The 22,166-nt window shown below is 60.5% G+C and carries 21 protein-coding genes; 2 read left to right on the top strand and 19 right to left on the bottom strand.

Going from position 1 to position 22,166, the window contains the following annotated elements:
- Positions 1-19: 19 nt before the first annotated feature.
- The 16 genes from ACFDTG_RS00185 to ACFDTG_RS00110 form a co-directional block, all read right to left on the bottom strand.
- Positions 20-1,144: a flagellar biosynthesis protein FlhB gene (locus ACFDTG_RS00185; RefSeq protein WP_375289051.1), complete on the bottom strand. Its 1,125-nt coding sequence runs from the start codon at positions 1,142-1,144 to the stop codon at positions 20-22.
- Positions 1,141-1,914: a flagellar biosynthetic protein FliR gene (locus ACFDTG_RS00180; RefSeq protein ID WP_375289049.1), complete on the bottom strand. Its 774-nt coding sequence runs from the start codon at positions 1,912-1,914 to the stop codon at positions 1,141-1,143. Before ACFDTG_RS00180 ends, ACFDTG_RS00185 begins: the two co-directional genes overlap by 4 nt.
- Complete coding sequence (fliQ, locus tag ACFDTG_RS00175) at positions 1,911-2,183, bottom strand: flagellar biosynthesis protein FliQ (RefSeq protein ID WP_375289048.1); 273 nt, start codon at positions 2,181-2,183, stop codon at positions 1,911-1,913. Before fliQ ends, ACFDTG_RS00180 begins: the two co-directional genes overlap by 4 nt.
- The gene (fliP, locus tag ACFDTG_RS00170) at positions 2,183-2,998 is read right to left on the bottom strand and encodes a flagellar type III secretion system pore protein FliP (RefSeq protein ID WP_375289047.1); all 816 of its coding nucleotides are present in this window, start codon (positions 2,996-2,998) and stop codon (positions 2,183-2,185) included. Before fliP ends, fliQ begins: the two co-directional genes overlap by 1 nt.
- A 1-nt stretch (position 2,999) precedes the next feature.
- Complete coding sequence (locus ACFDTG_RS00165) at positions 3,000-3,269, bottom strand: flagellar biogenesis protein (RefSeq protein ID WP_375289046.1); 270 nt, start codon at positions 3,267-3,269, stop codon at positions 3,000-3,002.
- Positions 3,269-3,580, bottom strand: coding sequence for a flagellar motor switch protein FliN (gene fliN / locus ACFDTG_RS00160; RefSeq protein WP_375289045.1), 312 nt, complete (start codon positions 3,578-3,580; stop codon positions 3,269-3,271). Before fliN ends, ACFDTG_RS00165 begins: the two co-directional genes overlap by 1 nt.
- 1 nt (position 3,581) lies before the next feature.
- Positions 3,582-4,487, bottom strand: coding sequence for a FliM/FliN family flagellar motor C-terminal domain-containing protein (locus ACFDTG_RS00155; RefSeq protein ID WP_375289044.1), 906 nt, complete (start codon positions 4,485-4,487; stop codon positions 3,582-3,584).
- Complete coding sequence (gene fliL, locus ACFDTG_RS00150) at positions 4,484-5,071, bottom strand: flagellar basal body-associated protein FliL (protein ID WP_375289043.1); 588 nt, start codon at positions 5,069-5,071, stop codon at positions 4,484-4,486. The genes ACFDTG_RS00155 and fliL overlap by 4 nt, the downstream gene beginning before the upstream one ends.
- A gap of 26 nt (positions 5,072-5,097) precedes the next feature.
- Positions 5,098-6,867: a hypothetical protein gene (locus tag ACFDTG_RS00145; RefSeq protein WP_375289042.1), complete on the bottom strand. Its 1,770-nt coding sequence runs from the start codon at positions 6,865-6,867 to the stop codon at positions 5,098-5,100.
- Between the two features lie 8 nt (positions 6,868-6,875).
- Positions 6,876-7,250 (bottom strand): hypothetical protein, encoded by a 375-nt coding sequence (locus ACFDTG_RS00140; RefSeq protein WP_375289041.1) that lies wholly within the window; start codon positions 7,248-7,250, stop codon positions 6,876-6,878.
- A complete protein-coding gene (locus ACFDTG_RS00135) occupies positions 7,243-8,571 on the bottom strand; it encodes a FliI/YscN family ATPase (protein WP_375289040.1) in 1,329 nt (442 codons plus the stop codon). The genes ACFDTG_RS00140 and ACFDTG_RS00135 overlap by 8 nt, the downstream gene beginning before the upstream one ends.
- On the bottom strand, positions 8,565-9,161 hold the full coding sequence (locus ACFDTG_RS00130) for a FliH/SctL family protein (RefSeq protein WP_375289039.1): 597 nt from the start codon (positions 9,159-9,161) through the stop codon (positions 8,565-8,567). Before ACFDTG_RS00130 ends, ACFDTG_RS00135 begins: the two co-directional genes overlap by 7 nt.
- Positions 9,142-10,170 (bottom strand): flagellar motor switch protein FliG, encoded by a 1,029-nt coding sequence (locus ACFDTG_RS00125; protein WP_375289038.1) that lies wholly within the window; start codon positions 10,168-10,170, stop codon positions 9,142-9,144. Before ACFDTG_RS00125 ends, ACFDTG_RS00130 begins: the two co-directional genes overlap by 20 nt.
- Positions 10,170-11,729 (bottom strand): flagellar basal-body MS-ring/collar protein FliF, encoded by a 1,560-nt coding sequence (gene fliF / locus ACFDTG_RS00120; protein WP_375289037.1) that lies wholly within the window; start codon positions 11,727-11,729, stop codon positions 10,170-10,172. Before fliF ends, ACFDTG_RS00125 begins: the two co-directional genes overlap by 1 nt.
- Positions 11,730-11,834: 105 nt before the next feature.
- Complete coding sequence (gene fliE, locus ACFDTG_RS00115; RefSeq protein ID WP_375289036.1) at positions 11,835-12,203, bottom strand: flagellar hook-basal body complex protein FliE; 369 nt, start codon at positions 12,201-12,203, stop codon at positions 11,835-11,837.
- The gene (locus tag ACFDTG_RS00110) at positions 12,200-13,468 is read right to left on the bottom strand and encodes a sigma-54 interaction domain-containing protein (RefSeq protein WP_375289035.1); all 1,269 of its coding nucleotides are present in this window, start codon (positions 13,466-13,468) and stop codon (positions 12,200-12,202) included. The genes fliE and ACFDTG_RS00110 overlap by 4 nt, the downstream gene beginning before the upstream one ends.
- Before the next feature lie 216 nt (positions 13,469-13,684).
- Between ACFDTG_RS00110 and ACFDTG_RS00105 the strand changes: the two genes are divergently transcribed.
- Positions 13,685-14,509: a flagellin gene (locus ACFDTG_RS00105; protein ID WP_375289034.1), complete on the top strand. Its 825-nt coding sequence runs from the start codon at positions 13,685-13,687 to the stop codon at positions 14,507-14,509.
- A 97-nt stretch (positions 14,510-14,606) separates the two neighbouring features.
- Positions 14,607-15,164, top strand: coding sequence for a PilZ domain-containing protein (locus ACFDTG_RS00100; RefSeq protein ID WP_375289033.1), 558 nt, complete (start codon positions 14,607-14,609; stop codon positions 15,162-15,164).
- A gap of 150 nt (positions 15,165-15,314) precedes the next feature.
- On the opposite strand, the gene ACFDTG_RS00095 is transcribed toward ACFDTG_RS00100, so the two are convergent.
- The 3 genes from ACFDTG_RS00095 to bglX all read right to left on the bottom strand — a co-directional run bounded on the left by ACFDTG_RS00095 (position 15,315) and on the right by bglX (position 22,111).
- Positions 15,315-17,738, bottom strand: coding sequence for an HAD family hydrolase (locus ACFDTG_RS00095; RefSeq protein WP_375289032.1), 2,424 nt, complete (start codon positions 17,736-17,738; stop codon positions 15,315-15,317).
- Positions 17,739-18,082: 344 nt separating this feature from the next.
- Entirely contained in the window at positions 18,083-19,765 is a 1,683-nt protein-coding gene (locus tag ACFDTG_RS00090) for a sulfatase (RefSeq protein ID WP_375289031.1), read from the bottom strand.
- A gap of 3 nt (positions 19,766-19,768) precedes the next feature.
- Positions 19,769-22,111: a beta-glucosidase BglX gene (bglX, locus tag ACFDTG_RS00085; protein WP_375289030.1), complete on the bottom strand. Its 2,343-nt coding sequence runs from the start codon at positions 22,109-22,111 to the stop codon at positions 19,769-19,771.
- Positions 22,112-22,166 lie beyond the last annotated feature (55 nt).

Raw genomic sequence — 22,166 nt, 5'->3', positions numbered from 1 at the left:
CGTCACGGCTTGGCCTGCTTTAACCTTCGGGTTTCCCGTTCGCGTCGAAACGGAGTGTCACCGGAACATCCAATTTGGGAAGCGGTGGCGTTTCCCCCCGCCCGAGCGCGAAAACGAATGCCACGACCGCCGCAACCGCACTGTAGAGCTCGCTGCGGATCATCTGCTTTTCGCGGGTGGTGTAATAGATCGAACGCGCCAGGGCAGGAAATTCCAGGGTCGGAAGTTTCCGTTCCCCCGCCAACTCACGGATGACGAGAGCCTTGTCGCCGCGCCCCTTGGCAAGAACGATGGGCGCGGGCGCCTTGTCCGGATCATAAGCGAGCGCTACCGAAAAATGCGTGGGGTTAGTGATGACGAACTGCGCCTCGCGCATGGCCGGACCCAGCGCGCCAGCGGCGATATCCCGTTGACGCTGGCGGCGATGTGACTTTGCTTCTGGCGAGCCCTCGCTTTCCTTGTGCTCGTCGCGCATGTCTTGGTGGGACATCTTCAACCGCTTGTTGCGGCGCATCCACTGGATCGGCATGTCGATCATCGCGATCACGAGCAATCCCACGCCCAGGGCAAAGCCGAGAGAGAGCAGGGCGCTCCACGCAATGGCAATCTGCTGATCCAGATTGGCGCGCGCGAGATCACCCAGCCTTGAGAACCAATGTCGTGCCCATGCGAACGCTATCACGCCCAGCATGGAAACTTTGAGCAGGCCCTTGCCCATCTCGATCCAGCCCTGGGGGCCGAAGACCTTCTGCATACCCTTCAGCGGGTCGAGCCGGCTGCCCTTCATCGCGATATTGCTCGGCACCCAACGCCCACTGGCAATGATCAGCTGGCTGCCAAATGTTAGCAACGTAAGGGCCGACGCCAGAATGAGCACCGGCAGGAAAACGGCAAAGACGTTTGCTGCCAACGCTCTTGCCGAGAAACCCTGGACGAGGTTCTGGTGGTCGAATGTGAAGGATGCGCGCAGCAAATCAGCCATTTCCCGGCCCATCCAGGGCCCCATCATGGAGAGCATGGCAAAGCCGACCAAAATGCCGGCCGCAGCGCCTATGTCGCGACTGCGGGCGACGTCGCCTTTCTTGGCGGCATCCTCCTTGCGCTTTTCCGTTGGCGCAAATTGCTTCTCGCCCTCGCTGCTCATGTCACGAGGCCCGCCGCCTGAGTGAGACCCAGTTCGATCAGCTCTTCCAGTCCGGCAAAGATGATTGGAGCGGTTAAAATAAGGCCACCCAGCCCGGCGAGAACGCCGAGCGGCAGACCGAGCGCAAAGATATTAAGCTGCGGGGCGGAGCGGGAGAGAACACCTGCCATGAGCTGAACCAGGAGAAGCAGAAAAGTGATTGGCAAGGCAATCACCAGACCGGCAAGAAAAACGGTCCCTCCGAAAAACGCGATATCCCTGAATCGATCCGCTTCCATCCATGGGGCGCCCGGGGGGAAAACTGCATAGCTTTCGATGAGCAGTCGGAACCACACGAGGTGCCCCCCGGTGCCAAAGAACAGGATGACCATCACGACCGTCATGAACCTGCCGATTACGGGATGCTGGGCGCCATCCGGCCCCATGCCCACCGCCATGCTGAGGCCCATGCCGCCTCCGATGATTTCGGAAGCGAGAATGGGTGCCGCGAAGATGATCTGGAGAACGAAGCCGAGCGAGAGACCGATCGCGAGTTCGCCGACGATATCGATCATACCGACAAAGCTTTGGACTTGCGGTACCGGCCCGACGGGAACCCAGAGTGCCACAAAGATCGCGATCGCCGCCGCTACGGATACGCGAACAAGAGCCGGAACGCCGGTGGCCATGAAAATCGGCGCAGCCACCAAGGCCCCTCCTGACCGTGCCATCAGAAATACTATTCGCCAGAATTCGGCCTCCAGAGGGACACCGAGAGTTACGACGTTCACCGTCCGATTTCCGCGACCTGCGCGAAGACCTCCTCGGTGAAGTCGGCAAGCAAGCCCACCATGGCGGCCCCCAGAACGACGAGCACCAGCGCGATGGCCGCCAGCTTCGGCACGAAAGTGAGTGTCTGCTCGTTCACCGATGTCGCGGCCTGGATGAGGCCTACGATCAGGCCAACCACGAGGCTGACCAGAAGCACCGGGGCCGCAAGCAGCGCCGTGATCCAAAGCATACGGTCTGCTAGGGAGAGAAGGTCGGCCGCCTGGTTCATTATGCAAAGCTCGCGGCGAGAGAGCCCATGAGAAGCGCCCATCCGTCAACAATCACGAACAAGAGCAGCTTGAACGGCAGCGATACGAGCATGGGGCTCATCATCATCATGCCCAGGCTCATGAGAATGCTGGACACGACGAGATCAATTACCAGGAACGGCAGGAAAATCATGAAACCGATCTGGAAAGCAGTCTCCAGCTCACTCGTCACGAAGGCGGGAAGCAAAATGGAAAATGGAACGTCGTCTGGTGATGCGAACTTGGGCGACTTCGCGATGTCAGCGAACATCGCGAGATTCCGCTCGCGGGTCTGGCGGATCATGAAGCCGTGAAACTCCTCGCCCGCGGCTGTGATCGCCTGTTCCGCGTTGATCGTGCCGGCGGCATAGGGAGCTATCGCTCGCGCGTTGGTTGCGTTGAGCGTCGGCGCCATCACGAAGAGCGAGAGGAAAAGGGCAAGCCCGATCAAAACCTGGTTCGGTGGCGATTGCTGCAAGCCCAGAGCCTGCCGCACCAGAGCTAGAACGATCACTATCCGTGTGAAGCTGGTCATCATCAGGATGAGCGCGGGCAGGATCGTGAGCAGCCCCATGACAAGCAGAAGCTGCAGCGAAAGAGAAAGCGAACCGCTACTTTCAGCCAGATTGCCGAACGCGCGGTCTAGAGCGCCGGGCATAGCCGCGGGCGCACCCTCTACCGATGGTGGGGTTACCGTTTGCGCGGCATTGTCGAGGGCTTGGGCAAACGCGGTTTCGGGCAGGGCAAAAGTTGCCAGGACGCACAGGAGCGCCAGCACAACGGTGAGGGCGCGCATCTCAGTCAACCACGCCGCGCACGGGTGCTTCGGCGAGCCTTGTGAGGCCCTGACGCGAAGTAGAGACCAAAATCTCGCGGCCGCGAAATTCGATCACCGCAAGTTTCAGTCCGGGTGACAGGAAAGTGGTTTCCACGATCCGCGCCGCCCTTTCACCGCCGGGATTGGCGTTCATCCTGTCCTGCATCCGCCTGGCAAGCTTGAGGGAACCCCAGGCAAGCAGACCCACGAGCGGGAGCAGCACCAGTAATTTGGCGATATACCACAACATCAGAATTGAGCTCCCGGAACGCGGGGTTCCTCGGGCGCCGGCAATGCATCGGCACTGTCGCCATCCCCGATCAATTCGATGATCCGGATGCCGAAACGGTTGCGATCCGCGACCACCTCACCCCGGGCCACCGGCGTGCCGTTGGCGAGCAATTCTACAGGCTCGTCTACCAGCTTCTCCAGAAGGATTACGCTTTCCTCGCTCAGTGCGAGCACCTCACGCAAGGGCATCCGCGTCGATCCCAACTCGACGGTCAACTGTACGGAGATATCGTTGATGCGCGACATCGGGAGCGAAAAGGGAGCGGTCATCTTACTGTCCTTGGACCAAGTCGGTAATGCGCAAAGCAATCCGGTCATCCATCTCGCCGACGCTGCCGAATGCGAGGGTGCGGCCTTCACAAGTGAGCGGAACCTTGCGGTTGATCGGCAAAGGAATGACCATGCCCGGAGTTAGCCGAGCGAGTTTGCTCAACGGGAAACGGGTATCCGAGAGGATCGCCTTCACCGACAAAGGCAGGTCTCCCCAAGGGGATGCCGTCGGCGACGACCGCGCCGCGCTCGCGGAAAGGGTTGCGCGCCGTTTGCGGTCCGCAATCAGCAGAACATCGATCCCCTCGGCGGGGAGCGCAATCTTTACCGTGAGAGGGAAAAGGCTTTCCCCGTTGAGCGCAAAACCCACAATGACGAAGTGGCCGCGCCCCGCAGTTTGAAATACTGGCAGCGCACCTGTGTGGACCAGGCGATAGCTTATCCCACAGGGTCCAAGAGTGTTGGTAAGTGCATTGGCCAGCATCCGCGCAACGCGATCCCGCAGAAGTCCACTTGCGCGGCTTATGCCGTTCGTGGGAGCGTCACCGAGGGAAGGGTTCTGGTCTCCACCGAACATATCGCTGAGCGAGTCTTCGAGGCCGTCGACGCTGATCGAGGCATGAATCGTCTGAGCGGCGCGACCGCAGGTATAAGCGGCGAAGCCCGCGGCCCCGCGCCCCAGCTTTTCGCCCAGTGCGCCCTGCTGGATGGTTTCCGCGGAACTTACCTCGGCAGTCAGCTTGCCGCTGGTGAGTTCGCAGAATTCCTTGCAAAGCTGCGTTCCCCAAGCCGAGGCCAGGACGGAAAGGGCACCGAGCCTTTCCTCCTCGCCTTCCTGGCGCGCAAATAATTCACTTGCGTGCATCGCGGCGCGGCCGGCCTTCGGGAACAGATGGTCGCTGATCATTGGACGATCAGTGTGCGGAAATAGACCTGATCGACGCCTCCGAAGCCCTCGTTGTCTTCGAGCACGTCATTGATCGATTTGGTCAAACGCTTCTGCAGGCGTTCTTTCCCTGCTGGGCTGACAAGATCCAGTTCGTCCGTATCGGCAAGATCGACGAGCAACTGGCTCCGGATGGCAAGCTCATGCTCCTTCAGCCACATGAGAACACGCCCGTCGCGACGTGTCGATGCCGCCAACGTCATCTGAACGAGGGCATCGGAATCCCGCAAATTCGAGGTGAACTCGTCCGCGAAGGTGTAATAGGCAACGCGGTATTTGTCCCCGCCTTCGCCGTGAACGAACTGGACACCTTCTCCTTCGCCCTCCTTTGCCACCGGCGCGTAGGGATCTTCACCACCTTTCAGGATGAGCTTGGGTTCGTGATCCTCTTCAACCTCGTGGCTTCCGCCGACGATACCGCTGGCCGCCAAGCCATAAGCCCCGCCGCCAGCTCCGCCCACTACGACCACGGCAAGAATGACGATCTTCATCAAACCGCCCTTCTTTTTCTTGCCGCCTTCTGTCTTGTCCGGTTTGTCACTCATCGGAGAACCCCATGGTCATAGTATGGTTAAGCGAAGACGCCTCTTCGGCGCGCAAGGGGGCGTCCCTCACTGCCTTCCGATCCGTCTCCCGGCGATCTCTGACCCGCCTCGTTGCTCTGTTCGTCTAATCGAAAACGTGGTTCATTTTCCTTTCTCGACGAATAGGTATTTTCCCCAGATCCGCTGGAAGCCATTTGCTGATTGGCATGAGAAGAATGCGCCTGGGTGTTGGGCTGGCGAGCATCCGAACGGTCATCGCGATGTGCCGCCGCAAGCGCGGTATGCAGTTCGGGCGAACCCTCTACGCGGACCTCTAGGCCCGCGACATTGTCACGTGACATCCGAAGTGCCACCGCCCCGAAAAGCTCATGGTTGAGCTTGATCTCGCCTTTTTGCGACCCGGTGTTTTCCAGGGGTTGCATGAGATCCCGGGTAACCTCGGCTATTTGTCGCGCGAGGTCAGCGCCAACTGTCGAGTTGATCGAGTTTCTTTGAGGCGCTCCAGCGACATCAGCGGGTTGCGACCTTGAGGCGAAGTCTGCGAAAGCCACGGTACCGCTGTCCGTCTGGCTCTTGCTCATGGAATCATTTGCCGTGAGCGCGAGCGCGGCCTCTTTGGAACGGTGCGCGGGTGGGTCTTTCAGAAGGTTGGCTGGAGAAAGCTCTATGTCAGTTGTGCGATCGTCTCCTTGAATAGACGAGCCGCTGATCTCGAAGGGCTCTGATACTGCGAGGGCATCGGCGGAGATGGCAATATTGCCGTTCAGATGCCGCGAAGTCGTTCCAGGGTTGGAGATCCCCGGTGCCACCGCCGCTGACGATACCACGGCTTCTGAAAGCATATTCGGGGAGGCATCAATGCTCAGCGATGCCACGCCGGCGTTGGAGGTCCGCGATGCTACCGCGGCTGCTGCTTCAGGGGCCGCCGATACAATTCCCGTAGAGGTTGGCAGCTGCTCCGATGTTACATTGGCCTTGGGTGTCTGCGGTGCGACCGCCGTTGCTTCTATAGGTATGCCCGGAACAGGCCCCGCAGAGGTGGGCGGATGCTGCGATGCCACATCAACCTTGGATGTCTGAGGCCCGACCGCCGCCGTTCCCGACAGCGGGTGCAGTGCAGAGTCGTGATGGATGCTAGCTGCCCCGCCCGCGTTCAATAACGGCGAGCTATCCGCAATGCGCGGGCCCGGCTCTTTCGGGATTGGAGAAATGCGCACGCGCAGCTCATTATTCTGAGGTTCGGCAATAGAAACGGAGCCGTCGAGCGCGTTGACAAATGGTTTGGAGAGTCCCGATCCTTTCAGATCGAGAGTTGCTAGGGACGCCCTCAGCACGGGGACAGAAGCTTCCTCAGTGCCGGCGCGGATCGGAACCGGAACGAGGGCTGGCGATACTGTCAAGCCAAGCGAGGCTGCCGGGTTGAGCGTGGTCTGTTCCTGTCCGATTGCGTAAAGCGGCAGGTTTTTGCCGGTCACCGGCAAAGCTTTTCCTGTTGGATTTTCGAAAAGGACCGCCGCTGGCGCGGAGGGGTGAAACGGGGGCAGTTTCAGGGATCCGAAGGCGACGGCATCGAATCCGCACTCAAACTGTGGATCGATAAATTCCTCAGCATCGCTTAGCGGAGATTCGCCTAGCGCATTTTTGCCGGAATGCTCTTTCTCGCCCGGTTCAGATTCCGAAACGAGAGATGCCAGGGCGGATGTGAAGCCTGCTTCATCACCGGCGCTCTCTCGTTGCGGACCTTGGCCGGAAACGAAGGACGAAATGCTCGTGACTTGACTGGTCTGAATTTGCATTCAAACATCTAATCAAGATTCGTGCCAATCCTTCTTGCGGCATCCAAGGCGTCGACGACCAGGTCGCGTTGCCGGCGCTTGGTATGTTCGACGCTGCGAGCATTCTCGAAGGCCTTGGTGGCGAAGTCGGCACCCTGGCGAGCCTGCTCGGACAACGTCAGCAAATGACTGACCATCCCTCGTTGCGCTCTCAATTGATCCGCGCTCGTCGCATCTGTCTTGTCGCCATACTCCTTCGCCAGACGCGTGGTTTTCAGCGACAATTCGCTCGCTTTGGTCTCACGGGAAAGCGCATGCGACAGCGCCAGGGCAGCATCGCGGTGCTCGACCTCCCTCTTCAGGGATACGAGCTGCAGGAGACGGATCTTGCGGCTGTCAGTCATTGCTCGTGAGGGCAATCAACTGGGCGACCGAATCAGCAGCGGCAACGCATTCATGACGATCCTGGCCAAGAAAGCTTTCCATGCTGTGTTCCAGTCGCAAGGCGCGGTCGAGCGCCGGGTCCGCCCCCGGCTTGTAAGCCCCCATGGTAACCAGATCGCGGTTTGCATTGAGCGTGGCGATGAGCGATCGCAGCACTCGCCCGGCTTCGATATGTTGTGCGGTCGTAATGTCGTTCATGACGCGACTTAGAGATGCCGGAATGTCGATTGCCGGATAACGACCGCGCTGAGCTATATCGCGCGAAAGAATGATATGCCCGTCGAGGATCGATCGCGCAGTATCGACCACCGGGTCATTGGTATCGTCACCATCGGCGAGTACCGTATATAGACCCGTTACCGATCCGCCGCTCCGCACCGAATTGCCTGCCCGTTCCACAAGTTTCGTGATCGTTGCCAAAGCACTGGGCGGGTATCCTCGCGCGGCGCCGCTTTCGCCGAGCATGAAGCCGATCTCGCGGGCTGCGTGAGCAACGCGGGTCAGGCTGTCGAGAATGAGCAGGACGCGCTTGCCCTCATTGCGGAAATATTCCGCCAAGCTGGTTGCGAGCATGGCTCCTCGCAGGCGTAGGTTTGGCGCATGATCGGCAGGCACTGCGATGATGGCCGTCCTCTCGGCGCGCTCGCCTTGCATATGTCGGCCAACGAAGTCCGAAACCTCGCGGGCACGCTCCCCGATGAGGCCCACCACAATGACGTCAGCCTCGGCACCATCTGCGATCATATCGATAAGCACAGATTTGCCCACGCCAGATCCTGCCATGATCCCGACACGCTGACCAATTCCAAGCGTATTGAGCGCATCGATTGCACGCACGCCTGTAGGAAACAGCTCTTTCACGCTGCCGCGCTCCAGCGCTCCCGCCCGCTCGCCATGGGCCGGCCAGTGTCGTTTGGCGCGGACAGCACCGCGGCCATCGATAGGCTGCCCCAATGCATCGACGGCGCGACCGAGATGGGCTGGGCCAACGTTGAGCAAGCCGGCGTGGCCCTCCGGCCTGACGCGTGCGCCCGGCCGTAACATGACGGCATCGCCCAGCAGCGACATGACAGTGCGGCCTTGTCGGAAACCGATGACCTCCCCCCGATATGCCCGCGCTTCCCCTTGCGCGATCGTGCACAGGGTTCCAACCGGAAGAGCCAGGCCAGATGCCTCGACTATCGGACCGTCGCACGTGGTCACCAGGCCGAAGCGGCGCGAGGAAAGATCCAGCGATTCCTCACCCACGGGCGCCATCACCCTATCGAAGAGCTTCAGCATTCTCCGATTGCCTCAAGGAGCCGCTGACGCCACATGGTAGGGCCGTCCTCGACACCACCATCGTCAGTGTCGATCCGCAAACCTCCTCGTTCGACGGTAGGGTCCGCTTCAACATTCAGGTCGGGCGACAAGATCGGAGCCACGAGTACCGCATCGTCGGGATGAAGCTTGATGATCTTCTCGTCACATTCGCGTCGCAGCATCCCAGCGGCCGAACGGCAACGGCGGGCAAGCCCCTCCACATCGATCGCAAGGGGCAAAACAGCTGATTCGCATAGCGTGAGGACTGTCTGGTGAAAGCGTTCGGCAAGGGCGTCCGCATCACTCCGCGTCAGTACCTCCAAGGCACCGACGAGCTTTGCGAATTCCTTTTCACGTTGGGCAATTATCGACAGCCATTCGGCCTCTGCTGCCGCCTTCCCTTCCGCAAATCCGTGCTCGAACGCGATCTCGGCGGGATCGCGCTCGGAACTCTCGTATGTGTTTTCGTCATCAACGGGTGCGGAAAACAAGTCGAAGCGTGCATCAGCTTTGAAAGCCGACTGTTCGGCAAGACGCGAGATCAGGAGGCTAGACATAATCGTCGTCACCGCCGAGGCTCAGCGTACCTTCCGCTGCGAGGCGACGCGCGACATCGATCATGCTGCGTTGCGCCTTATCCACCTCGTCGCGCCTGAGTCTGCCGCGCGCTTCGATCTCGTCCCGCACGCCGTCCGCCGCGCGCGATGACATCGCGGCGAAGAAAAGCTCGCGTTGATCTTCCTCGATCCCCTTGAGCGCGTCGATAAGGACCTCGCTTTCGACTTCGCGAAGCAGTGTCCCCATGGATTTGGGATCGAAGGTAAACAGAAGGTCGAAGCTGAACATCGCCTCTTCAATCTTGCGGGCAATGATTTTGTCGCGCTTCGCAAGCTTGGGCATCAGCTTCTTGCTGATTTCCTTCGCCGCGGAATTCACGATATCTGCTGCCTGCGGAAGCCCAGCCAGAGTGATGGGGAGCTTGCCGTATGTGGCGGCCAGACCCTTCTCCACCAGCTCGGCAAGAAACGCGATCGCATCGAGTGAGATCGGTTTGATCGTTGCGACGCGATGCACGAGATCGGCCTGCAAATCTTCGGGCAACGCCGCCAAGATATGCGCGGCTGTCTCCGGATTCATCTGCATGAGCAAGGCAGTCACAACTTGAGGATGTTCGTCGATAACTATCGGCAGGATTGCGTCGCGATCCAGCCATTTCAGCAACTCCAGAGACGCGTACTTGGGCGTGGGCTGCTCTTCCGGCTTGCAATCCCGCATCAGGCTGTCGGCCTTCATTGGGCCGACCGCTTCGGTGAAAAGGTGGCGGACCTTCTCCGACCCCATGTTTGCCGGAACGGGGCTCGGCGTAGCTTCATTGGCGAATGCCGCAATAGCGTGGGATATTTTGGTCGGATCGACCTCCCCCATGGAGACCATTTCCTTGCCTAGGGCCTTTAGCTCTTCGGCGGATAATTGGGCGAGAAGCGAGGACGCAACATCTTCCTCCAGAAGAAGCACCATCAGCGCAGCGTGGCTGAGCCCGGACGCGGCGCCCTGCTCAATGACGTTCTCCAGGCCCATCACGCCGCTTCCTTACGATCTGCCGCCAGGAGGCTGCGCAAGGCGCCCAGCGCATCGTCGGGCTGCTCCCGCGCGATGCGCCGTGCCAATTCGACCTGTTCAAGCACCTGGGCATTCGGCTTGTCGCCGCTGGACTGGACTGGTGATCCCGCAACATCAGCGATCTCGTCGTCGGAAGCACTCTCACCTTCGCGGTCATCTGCTCCCTCCTGGCTCGCCTCATCCATTTGCGTCAGGGCACGATTGCGTTCGCGAACCGCCTTGATCATCGGGCGTACGCCCAGGAGCAGAACCAGCAAGGTGCCCAGCACTGCCGCTCCGTAACGAACCAGCGTTAAAAACCACGATTCCTCGTAAATCGGGGTCTCGACCTCGGGAGTCGCTTCGAAGCTGCGCGCGATGACTTTCACGACGTCGCCACGCTGAGGGTTGGCGCCCACAGCTGCCGAGATAAGTTCCTCCAGGCGCGTGAGATCAGCGGGCTTTGCATTCTTCAGAACGGCTTCATCGATCGCCACCGCGACGGTCAGCCTCTTCAAATCGCCTGGCTGAGTGGACGCCACGGCGACTTCCCTTCCCAGCTCGTAGGTCCGATTCATCTGACTCTGCCCGTTCTGGACACCGGCATTTCCGTTTTCACCACCCACGGGCGCACGTTCTTCGGCTTGAGGGTCTGCCGGAGCAATGTTGGTTGTCGCGCCCGGAACGCCGCCAGCCTGTTCCTGCGAGTTGGTAGATTGGCTCTGGCTTTCGGTGCGAACCACGCCGTCCTTATCGTAACTCTCACGAGCAGAGGTCGTCTCGCTCATGTCGATTTCAACTTGGGCTTCCGCTGAGAACTTGCCCGCTCCAAACATCGGCGTAAGCAGTTGAGAGACCTGTCCCCTGAGCTTTGCCTCCATATCACTCTGATACTGAAGTCGCTCTCCAGACTCTCCCGACGCTTCGGATAATAGCTTCCCGTGCTGATCGACGATGCGCACCTGATCTGTGCTGAGGCCGGGCACCGACGCGGCGACCAGATTTGCAATGGCCCCTACTTGAGCCTCGCTTACCGATCGCCCGTTACGCAGACGGAGCATGACCGACGCGCTGGGAGGTGACGTGTCCCTCACAAACACCGAACGCTCCGGTTGCGCCAAGTGAACGCGGACGGACTCCACACTGTCGATCTCCGCGATCGTCATCTCCAGATCGCGCTCGCGTGCGGCGCGAAGGCGGTCGCCTTCAAGCGTACGGCTGGCGCCCAGGGGGAGGTTTTCGAGCATGGTGGATCCGCTTTCCGGCGCGGCCAGCGCTCCGTTAGAGGCCACGACCATGCGCGCCTTGTATACGTCATCCTCCGCAACGCTGATCGCGCCGCTCCCGTTGTCAATCTCGTAGCCGATCCCTGCCTGATCGAGGGCGGCGACCACGCCGGCGCGATCCTGATCGTCTATCGAAGAATAAAGGATGCGCTGCGGTGCTGGCGACAGCATCGCAAAAGTCAATGCGGCGAGACCCAGCCCCCCCGCACCGACGAACCACGGCAAAATCTTGCGCATGGCTGGCTCACGCATGATCATGCCCACTCGTTCTAACGCCGGGCGGCCCGCGCCCGGCAGTCGCGCCGGAGACATTGCGGGAGATGCATGGTTAGCGGGAAGGATTTCACCAGCCATCTATTATAGCCCCAATCTCATGATTTCCTGGTAGGCACCAAGAAGCTTGTTACGCGTCTGGAGCGCGCCTTCGAAGGCGATACCCGCTTCGGCGCGCGCCATCATGACAGAGGCGACGTCCGTGGTTTCACCGCGCTCATACGCATTGGAAAGTTGCTGGGAGCGCTTTTGACTCTCATTGACGGACTGGATGGAATCCTTGAGCGCACTGGCAAAATCTCCGGAAGGTGCCGCTTCCTGAGTGCCTACCGGCTTGCTTTCTCCGCCGTTGTCGAGCGCGCGAATGAATTGTTGCTGCTCCAGGATCCTGGAGCGCAAAGCCATGATATCACCGACGCCCGAGGCGCCACCGATGCCCGAAATGCCGCTCATAATGCTGCCTCCAGCGGGACGCCTGCGTCTCTGTAGGATGCAAGGCGATAGCGCAGCGTGCGTTCACTGATGCCCAGACGTTTGGCAGCGTCGACGCGCCGCCCGCCGCAGGCCCTCAGCGTTTCGATGATTGCCTTTGCCTCGCTGCGCTTTACGACGCTGCTCAGCGGATCCGTGGCGTCATCTTCCGCGGGCAGATCAAAAGATGACTTGCTTTCGTCCACTTGGGCCACTGAAGAAAGCTGATCGAAAACGATGTGGTCGATCCCGATCGTCTTTCCTTTGCCAGCGAGAACGACAGCGCGCCGGATGACGTTCTCAAGCTCTCTGACGTTGCCTGGCCAACGGTGCCGACACAGGGCAGTAAATGCTGCCATCTCGATCCAGCGGGGTCCGCCAGCAGTCATCGTGTGCTTCAACAGCAGCGATGCAGCCAGCGGAGCAATGTCGCCCGGCCGCTGAGAAATAGGCGGCATGGCGATCGGGAACACGTTGAGCCGGTAGAAAAGGTCCTCGCGGAAGCGCCCTGCCGCGACTTCATCCGGCAGATGACGGTTGGCGCAGGCAAGAATTCGAACGTCGACCTTGATGGGTCGCGTGGCGCCTACCGGAGTGACCTCGCCTTCCTGCAGAGCACGCAGGAGCTTGGCCTGCAGTGGCAGCGGCATCTCAGCGATTTCGTCAAGGAGCAGGGTCCCGCCGTCGGCCTCGCGGAAGTGGCCCAGGCTCGCGGCAGTCGCACCGGTAAAGGCGCCCTTGATGTGGCCGAACAGCATGGCTTCGAGCATGGCTTCAGGAATGGCGGCGCAATTAAGAGCCACGAACGGCCCCTTGGCCCGATTGCTGAGGCGGTGAATATGGCGCGACAGTACCTCCTTGCCCGCCCCGGTCGGCCCGGTGATCAGCACGGGTACGTCGGTAGCTGCAAGGCGGCCAGCCAGGGCATAGACCGTCAGGCTTTCGGGATCGGCGCCAATGGGACCTTCGCCGCCTTCTGCACCAATGCGCGCGATCAACGCTGCGAGCGCCATCTCCGGATGCCCGCCGTCATAGACAAGCTCTCGCAGCGGATTGCCGGCCATGATCGTGGGCGCTTCCGGTTCATGGCGCACAGGCACGAACCCCGCACGATGAGTGTCATGCTCACTCGCATCACAAATGATGACCTCTCGGGTCACCTCGAGCGAACCAACGACACCGGCCAAGCGCGCGGCCAGCCCGGGATGGTTCTGCTGAAATTTTTTTGTCGTTGCGATTTTCGTCATTTACCCCTCACCGTTAACCACGGCTGATGGAGCGTTTATCGCGGGGACGGCCAAACAAGCCTCAAATTTAGCCCCCGTATTAACCCCTATACGTTTTTCTGCCTTGCACGCAGCCCCGGTTTAAAAAACGTCGGCAATCTCCGGTCTTATGGTTGGCTGCCGCACGGCAAGGGGTTGAGCGAGCGGCTTGTTTTTTGGACACCTAGGGAGTTACACATGGCTGTCATCAACACCAACATCGGCGCACTCAAAGCGTCGAACGCGTCGAACAATGCCGCCAAGATGCTCGGCACCTCGATGGAGCGCCTGTCCACCGGCAAGCGCATCAACTCTGCAAAGGACGACGCCGCCGGCCTCGCCATTGCAACCACGATGACCTCGCAGGTTCGCGGCATGAACCAGGGCATCCGCAACGCGAACGACGGCATTTCGATGGCGCAAACCGCTGAAGGTGCGCTGGGCGAAGTCACCAACATGCTGCAGCGCGTTCGCGAACTGGCTGTCCAAGCGGCTTCTGAAACCTACTCATCGAGCGACCGCACCAACCTGCAAACGGAAATCGACGCTCTGAAGACCCAGATGACGAACGTCCTGTCCAACACCGAATTCAACGGCAACAAGCTGTTCACGGGTACGGCAGGTTCGTCCGGCACGGTGAAGGTACAGACCGGTGCAAATACGACCGACACGGTGACCATGACCTTCGCAAACCTTTCGGCCGTTTCGGGCGCTACCTACAGCGTGGCCGGTGCGGACGGTACGGCGGCTACCACCACCATGGGCACCGTCGACACTCAGCTTAAAACCATCAGCAGCGCCCGCGCCAAGCTGGGTGCGTCGCAGAACCAGCTCGAATCCGCCGTCAACACCATGACGACCGGTGCGACCAACCTGTCCGATGCGCGCTCGCGGATCGAAGACACCGACTATTCGGCCGAAACCACCGCCCTGTCGAAGGCCCAGATCCTCAGCCAGGCTTCGACCGCCATGCTGAGCCAGGCCAACCAGAGCCAGCAGAGCGTCCTGTCACTTCTCCGTTAAGTCGGGAAAGTCTTCTGACTTGATCTGAATTGGCCCGCCGCTTGCACCCCGAGCGGCGGGCCTCTTCTCGTCTGAAATTGACCAGGGACCACGTACCATGCTTTCCGCCGCCTACACCCTTCCGGAAACCCGCGCAGATTGCGGACGAACCGAAGTTCGAACGAATATGTTCGTTCTGGCGATGCTGGTCGCAGAAGGCGTGTCCAACAAGGTCAAGATCCGGAACATGTCGCCGAGCGGCGCTCTTATCGAAGGTCCGCTATTGCCACGGCCCGGCAATGCCATCAAACTCTGCCGCGCCGAAACGACGCTGACCGGGCATGTCGTCTGGTCGGTCGGCAAGCATGCCGGCCTTCGTTTCCGGGAAAGGGCAGTCGTCTCCGACTGGTTGCCCGCCACCAATGGCGGCCAGCGCGCAGTCGACCAAGCAGTGGCCCTTGCCAAGGCGGAGAAGGATGCTGGCCTACTGCCCTCTTCAAGCGCCCCCCTGCCTTCCAGCGCAATCTCGGCCGCGGATGTGATGGCGATCGCAGCCGCCGTAGATCAACTGGCGGACGAACTGGCTTCGGACCCTGCCGTCATCGCAAAGTTCATGAACAAGCTTCAGATCCTCGACATCGCAGGGCAGACCCTGAAAAAATTCGCGTCGCAATAATTGTCTGGTCTGCCGGGGTCGGACCGAAATTAGCTACCCGGGCTATTCAAGGCAAAAGGGCCCTGGCGATCGTGTCCAGCCGCGGTGATACCGTCGCGCGGTTTCCCGTTTTACGTTCGCCATCGAATGAATGACACCATCGGTCCGTGCTTATCTAACGACGACGGGTTGGGCGTCGCGCGTCGTCCCGTGCATGCTTTCGTTTGCAGGTGCAGGTTCGCGCGCCACGATGGGGCGGAACACACATGCCAATAGCATGGGTTCGGTGATATCTGCGCGGGGTGGCGGTACCATGACGAAACCATCCGTGGTTTCGCATTGCATCAATCCCTTCGCTGCCTCCGCAATTCCTTCCAATTGTACCACCGCGTCCCAGCGCTCGCGGCGATCCTCCGGCAGGGCGGAGAGGAATTCATCGACCTTATAGAATGTAAGGCTGTCGAGCTGAAACCAATCGAACAGCGCACCGAAATGGAGCGCGATTGAGAACTGCGCATTTCCAACTGGAATGGCTGCGAGGAAATACCCGTCGTGCGTGCCCGACGCGTGAATGACCTGCGTTATCGCATCGTGGCTGTTGGCAAAGATCACCGGGAGATCGATTGCCGCATCGGTGCTGTCTGCGAATGTGAGCGGCAAGCCGAAGCGGCGCTGGGTCAGAAGGCTGAGCCGCGTCGCCATGCCTTGACCGTGCAATTCGGCCGGCAAATACATCCGCTCCGATGCGTCCATGTAAAATAGACCACGTTCGCGTAGTGCCCGCTCGGAATGAGCCTTGTCGAACATCCCGGTCGTCTGGGCGGTGCCAAGGTTGATGTCGTGTTCGAACGCCTCGATTACGGCAAGCTCCTCGGGCATAGGGAGGAACATCAACCGCATGAGGGCAATCGCGGTGCCTTTCCGCCAGAGTTGCGCCTCGTTCGTCGTATCAACGCGTGAACTTGCGCCTGGGGCCTCGGCCTGAAAACGCAGGCAGCCTCGTTGCACACGTTTTCTAACCTCGGCTTGCGCTGGCACAATCTCGTTCGCAAGATGGATTGGCGAACCGTCTTTCTCGTAGTCGATGACCGATCCGCTCGAACTGGTCGCGAGCTGTTCGATCACCGCGACATTCCCGCACATCGCTTCGAGGGTGAAGGGATCATAGTGCTCCGACCCGATGAACCCACGCTTGTCGAGACCGGGACGCGACATCTCGCGTAACAGCAAATAACGTCCGGCAACATGCACGCCCAGCTGCTCCTGAAGCAAAGGGGCGATGGCGTCTTGAACCGTGCCATTGTAGCCGAGATCGATCATCATCAACGTATCGCCCGGCGCCGGCTCAACCTTTGCCCGCACATGCTCGACCAGGCGGTCTGCAAAGGCGCGCGAGGCGCGGATGACCGACTTGCGCGATTTGCCCGCCTTCATCGTGGCGAGGATCACGTTCCTTGCCTCCAGCGGGTCGAGACCGGCGCACAGGCCGTTGATCTCATCTTGCGACAAGAGCAATTGGCGCGCCAGCATGTCGCCCGGAGTTCCGTCATCTGTCTCAAGAAATCGGGTCAGGGCTGCGTTGTCGCAGAAGGAGGCGGCCACAGCCGTAAATCGGCTTATCTCGATATCGTAGCCGGGTTGATCGGGGCGTGACTGCGCATGGAGGAGGCGCGGCAGATGCCCGTCTCGCATCATGAACAGCCAGTGGACGTTCCCTCCGCGCTCGCGCTCAAGCTCCTCCGCCTCGCCTTGAAGCCATCCGTCGAACCCTCGGAAGATCGGGCCCAGCGCCGTTGCACCGAAACGCTCGGCTTCATCTTCGATCTGCGGTTCGATATGGGAAACTGCCGCCCGGTGGGGAAGCATCTGGGCGGCAGTTGCGGGAGCAAACGGGTGCAGCAAACCATCGATCGACGCCTCAAGCCGGAAGCGCTGCTCGGCCGTTTCGGAAAACTGCTTAAAATGTATGGCATTCACACCGAACGGTGTGACTCCGTTGACGTCCGCGTTCTCGTTGTCACCGATATGCACAATCGTTGCTGGGGGCAGCTTCAGTTTACGCAGGACCTCGCCATAGAGCCCCTGCGCTTTGGCCCTGCCAAAATGGCTTGAGCAAAAGATTTCATCGATAAGCCCAGCGACATTCTCTCCGGCCGCATCGGTGATCAGTCCGCGCAACTGGGCTTTATCGAAATAGGTGTCGCTGACAACGATGACCTTGAGCCCACGCGCTTTGGCATCCCGCATCAGTGTGACAATGGGTTCAAATGCGAAGCAATGGAGAGCTTCGGCCGCAAGTTCAGCCTTCACCGCCGCATTGATTACGGCGCGGTCGGCGTTTGGAAGGAGTTGCTCATAGATCTGTGTGATCGACACCTCGTTGCCGCGCCCGCTGCTTTCCACCGCCCTGCGCGCGCGCGCTTCAGCGGCAATGCGCTGCACGATTGTCGTATCGGGTAGCGCATGGAAAAGGTCGCGCGGTTTATGCACGTCGCGCCACAGCAGCGTATCGAAGCAGTCGAGCGACAAACAGCGAAGTTCTGGCCATTGGTCGAGCACCTGCGCGAGTTCGTGCGGGGCGGCGGATAGGGACATGAGAAGGCTCCTGTACGGTCTTCGGGAGCTGCGGCGCGTCATCGCGGCAACGGCTTCAAGCTCCCTTCTCGCGGCCATCTTAGGTCGGTATGGTTAATGATGAGTAAGCGAAGCGCAGGGACGATGATGGGACTTTCGGTCACGCGGCAACGAAGCCCGTCCACCTTGCCTATCGATCATGCTGAAACTGCAGGGAATAGAAACGCGGAGCGCGCAGCGTGCACGGATGGCACTCCTCGCGATTGCATTTCAATCCTGAAGATATCCTTTGCGAAAGCTACGGCTTTTACGTTTGAGACAGGACTTTATTTGCCAGAGGCAGACTGCGCCAAACATCTTCGGCGCTAGTGGTGCGCGTGAGCTTCCATACCGGCCGCGGCCTGCGCGTCGCTCCTGCCTTTAGCGCTTGCGGTCAGTGGATCGGTCACGGCTGGGCCGTCGCTGTCGCGGTACTTTCGCCGCAGGTCCACCAAAGCGTCCTTCAAATGCGCGATCGTTGCCTGCACCGTTGGATCGTCTATCCGGTTGTGCATCTCGTCGGGATCGGTCGAGAGGTCGTAGAATTCCCACTGGTCGATGTCGCCATAGAAGCGGATCAGCTTGTAAGGTCCGGATTTGACCCCGTAATGCGCGCGCACCGAGTGGAAACCGGGATATTCGTAATAATGATAATAGATGTCCTTGCGCCAGTCGGCGGGCGGCATCTCGTCCACCACCTCTCGCAAGCTCCGGCCCTGGATGGCGGGGCGTTCCTTTAGCCCGGCATAATCGAGGAAGGTCGGCGCGTAGTCCACATTCTGAACGGGCACGCTCACCCGCGTCCCGGGGGCGATATGGCCGGGATACTGCATCACCAGAGGGGTACGCAGGCTCTCTTCATACATGAATCGCTTGTCGAACCAGCCATGCTCGCCAAGGTAGAAGCCCTGATCGGAGGTGTAGATCACGATCGTGTTGTCGGCTTCCCCCGACGCCTCCAGCCAGTCGAGCAGGCGGCCGACGCTGTCGTCCACCGCAGCAACCGTCCCGAGATACTCGCTCATGTAGCGCTGATATTTCCACACAGCCATCTCGCGCTCAGACATGTTAGCGGCATTCATCGCGTCATTGCTGGGCTGGAGCGCGCCGAAATAGGCCTCACGTTGCTCTGGCGTCATCCGCGCGAAATCGTCCTTCCAAGGGTTAAAGCGCAGCTCGCGGCTGCCGACCTCGGTCGTCATTTTGAGGTCGTGACCCTCGTACATATCACGATAGATGTTCATCTCCTGCGCTTCGGCGGCAGGACGCCCGTCGTAATGGTCGAAATAATTGGTCGGCACGGGAAACTCGGTGCCGAGATAATCCTGGATATGCCGGATCGCCGGCATGAAATTGCGGTGGGGCGCCTTGTGGTGGACCAACAGGGCGAAGGGCTTGTCCGGGTCGCGCCCATGTTGAAGCCAGTCGACACTGAAATCGGTCACCAAATCGGTGGCATAGCCTTCCACCACGCTGCGCCCGGCGGGGGTTATGATGTCGGGATTGTAGTATTTGCCCTGATCGTCCAGCACTTTCCAGGTGCTAATGCCCGCGCCTTCGGGCGAATAATTGAGGTGCCATTTGCCAAACAGCGCGGTGTCGTAGCCGGACTGTCCCAGAGCGCGCACCCAGTTCCACATGCCGTTGTCGAACTTCTGCCCATTCTTGGTGAAGCCGTGCATGTGGCTGAACATGCCGGTCAACATCGTCGCCCGGCTCGGCCCGCATAGCGAGTTCACGACATAGCTGTTTTCGAACAGCGCGCCATTTTTCGCGATGCGGTCGATATTTGGAGTGGGCGCGAGTTTGGAGATCTTGGAGCCGTAGGCGGAGATTGCCGACTGAGCGTGATCGTCCGACATGATGAAGATGATGTTGGGGCGCCGCTGCTCGACCTTGGCCATTGTCTTCGGCTCGGCCACGACAGGGTCGGATGCGATGGTCGAGCAACCTGGAAGCGCGAGCGCGAACGTGGTGACAAGACAGGCAAGAACGGCGCGGCCAGTCATGGCTTACTCCGTCAATGTGAAGGTGACCGGCGTCGCCGCCTTGGGCCCCGAACTGGGCGCGATCCAGAGGCGGAATTCGCCCGGCTCCCACCCATGTGACATATCCGCCCGGGTGAACGCGAGATCTTCGGGACGTATCGTGAAGGTGACCGAGCGGCTTTCTCCCGGTTGCAGCATGATCTTCTCGAAGCCTTTCAGCTCCTGAACGGGACGGGTGACGGAGCCGACCAGGTCCCGCACGTATAGCTGCACGACCTCTTCACCAGCGCGACGGCCGGTATTGGTAATGGTCGCGCTGGCCGTGATCGATCCATCGGGCCCCATGCTGGATGCGTTCAGAGTGACCGGCGAGTAGCTGAAACTGGTGTAGCTCAAGCCATAGCCGAACCGGTACAAGGGATCGTTGGACGTGTTGAGATAACGCGAGACATATTTCGCACCCGGGGCACCCAGCTCGATGGGTCGGCCGGTATTCTTCATGTCGTAATGGATCGGCACCTGGCCGACGGTCCGCGGAAAGGTCACCGGCAGCTTGCCCGAAGGGTTGTAGTCACCGAAGAGCACGTCTGCGACCGCTTTGCCCCCCTGCGTGCCGGGGTACCAGGCATGCAGGATCGCGGACACGTTCTCATCCGCCCAGGCAATCGAATTAGGGCGTCCGCTCATCATCACCAGGACCACCGGTTTTCCGGTTGCCACCAATCTTTCCAGCAACGCCTCTTGGTTGCCGGGCAGATCGAGCGAAGTGCGGCTCGCCGCCTCGCCCGTCATGTCCCACTTTTCCCCCATTACCGCGACGATCACGTCTGACCGCTCGGCCAGAGCGAGCGCTTCGGAGAAGCCTTCGGTCGATCCGGAGGCATCGAAATCGTAGCTCGCCCCCTTGGCATATTCGACCGTGGTGCCGTTTCCGGCGCGCGCGCGCATGCCTTCCAGCACGGTGACGGGCCGCGTGCCCCGATCACCCGCAGCAGCCCAGCTGCCGATCATATCCGGCTTGCTGTCGGCGAGCGGTCCGATCAGTGCAATCCGGCGCGCGGAAGCGGCAAGCGGGAGCGTGTCGCCCTCATTCTTGAGCAGCACCATGGATTTGCGCGCCACGTCACGTGCGGCTTCGAGAAATTCGGGCCGGTAAAGCGTCGCCTTTTCGCGGGCTTCGTTAGCATAGCGATAGGGATCGTCGAACAGGCCGAGCCGGTACTTCGCCTCGAGCACCCGGCGCACCGAACGGTCGATCGCATCCATGCTGACGCGACCTTCTTCGACCGATTTGGCGAGGTGCTCCATGTAGACGGCGCCCTGCATGTCCATGTCGACACCGGCGTTCAGCGCTTGCTCTCCGGCCTGCGCGAGATCCTTGGAAAATCCGTGCGGCACCATCTCGTTGATGGAGGTGTAATCGGTCACCACGAAGCCGTCGAAGCCCCATCGGTCGCGCAGGACATCGGTCAGCAGGTATTCGCTGCCGCTCGCGGGGATGCCATCGATTTCGTTGAAGGACGTCATGACGCTCGCCGCGCCGGCATCGATCGCTGCCTTGAACGGCGGCAGATAGGTGTCCCACAGCGTCCGCTCCGAGATATCGACCGTGTGATAATCGCGGCCCGCTTGCGCCGCGCCATAGGCGGCGAAGTGCTTGACGGTGGCAAGCACCGTGTCGGTCGCGGAAAGGTCGTCCCCCTGATATCCGTGCACGCGCGCAGCGGCGACTTTGCTGCCAAGATAGACATCCTCGCCCGCACCTTCGGAGATGCGACCCCAGCGCGGATCGCGCGCGATGTCCACCATCGGCGAGAAGGTCCAATGAATGCCTTCCGCCGCGGCTTCCTGCGCGGAAACCCGTGCGGATTTTTCGACAGCCTTCATGTCCCAGCTGGCCGCCTCGCCGAGCGACACGGGGAAGATCGTGCGGTGTCCGTGAATGACGTCGTAACCGAACAGCAGCGGTATCTTGAGGCGCGTGCCCTCCACCGCCATTCGCTGCAGTTCGCGCGTGTATTTGGCGGTATAGGCGTTGAAAATCGCACCCACCCGGCCAGCGGCGATGTCTTGCCGGTAAGTATCGCGCATCGTGGGACCGGTCGATTCCCAATCGCTGGTCAGCAGGTTGAGCTGCCCAACCTTTTCCTGCAGCGTCATCCGCGCCATCAGATCGGCGATGAAGCGATCCATTTCGGGGGCGCTCTGCGACCACGTGGGTTGCGCCTTGGATATAGCGACGGCAGTTGGGGACGCGGCTACGGAAGCATCGGCTAGTCCCCTGGGCTCCTCGACCTGCGTGGTGGTGCATCCCACTGCCCCGAGCGCAAAGATCCCCGTCCACAGGGAATTGCCGATACGGCCCATCCTCATCTCTCCTTTATCCGCAGCCTGAAGAATCGCCGCTGCCGGGATGAGCTAT

This window comes from Qipengyuania sp. (assembly GCF_042095715.1).
GTDB lineage: Bacteria > Pseudomonadota > Alphaproteobacteria > Sphingomonadales > Sphingomonadaceae > Qipengyuania.
The sequence above is the reverse complement of the archived record's forward strand: the minus strand, read 5'-3'. Positions and strand labels throughout refer to the sequence as shown.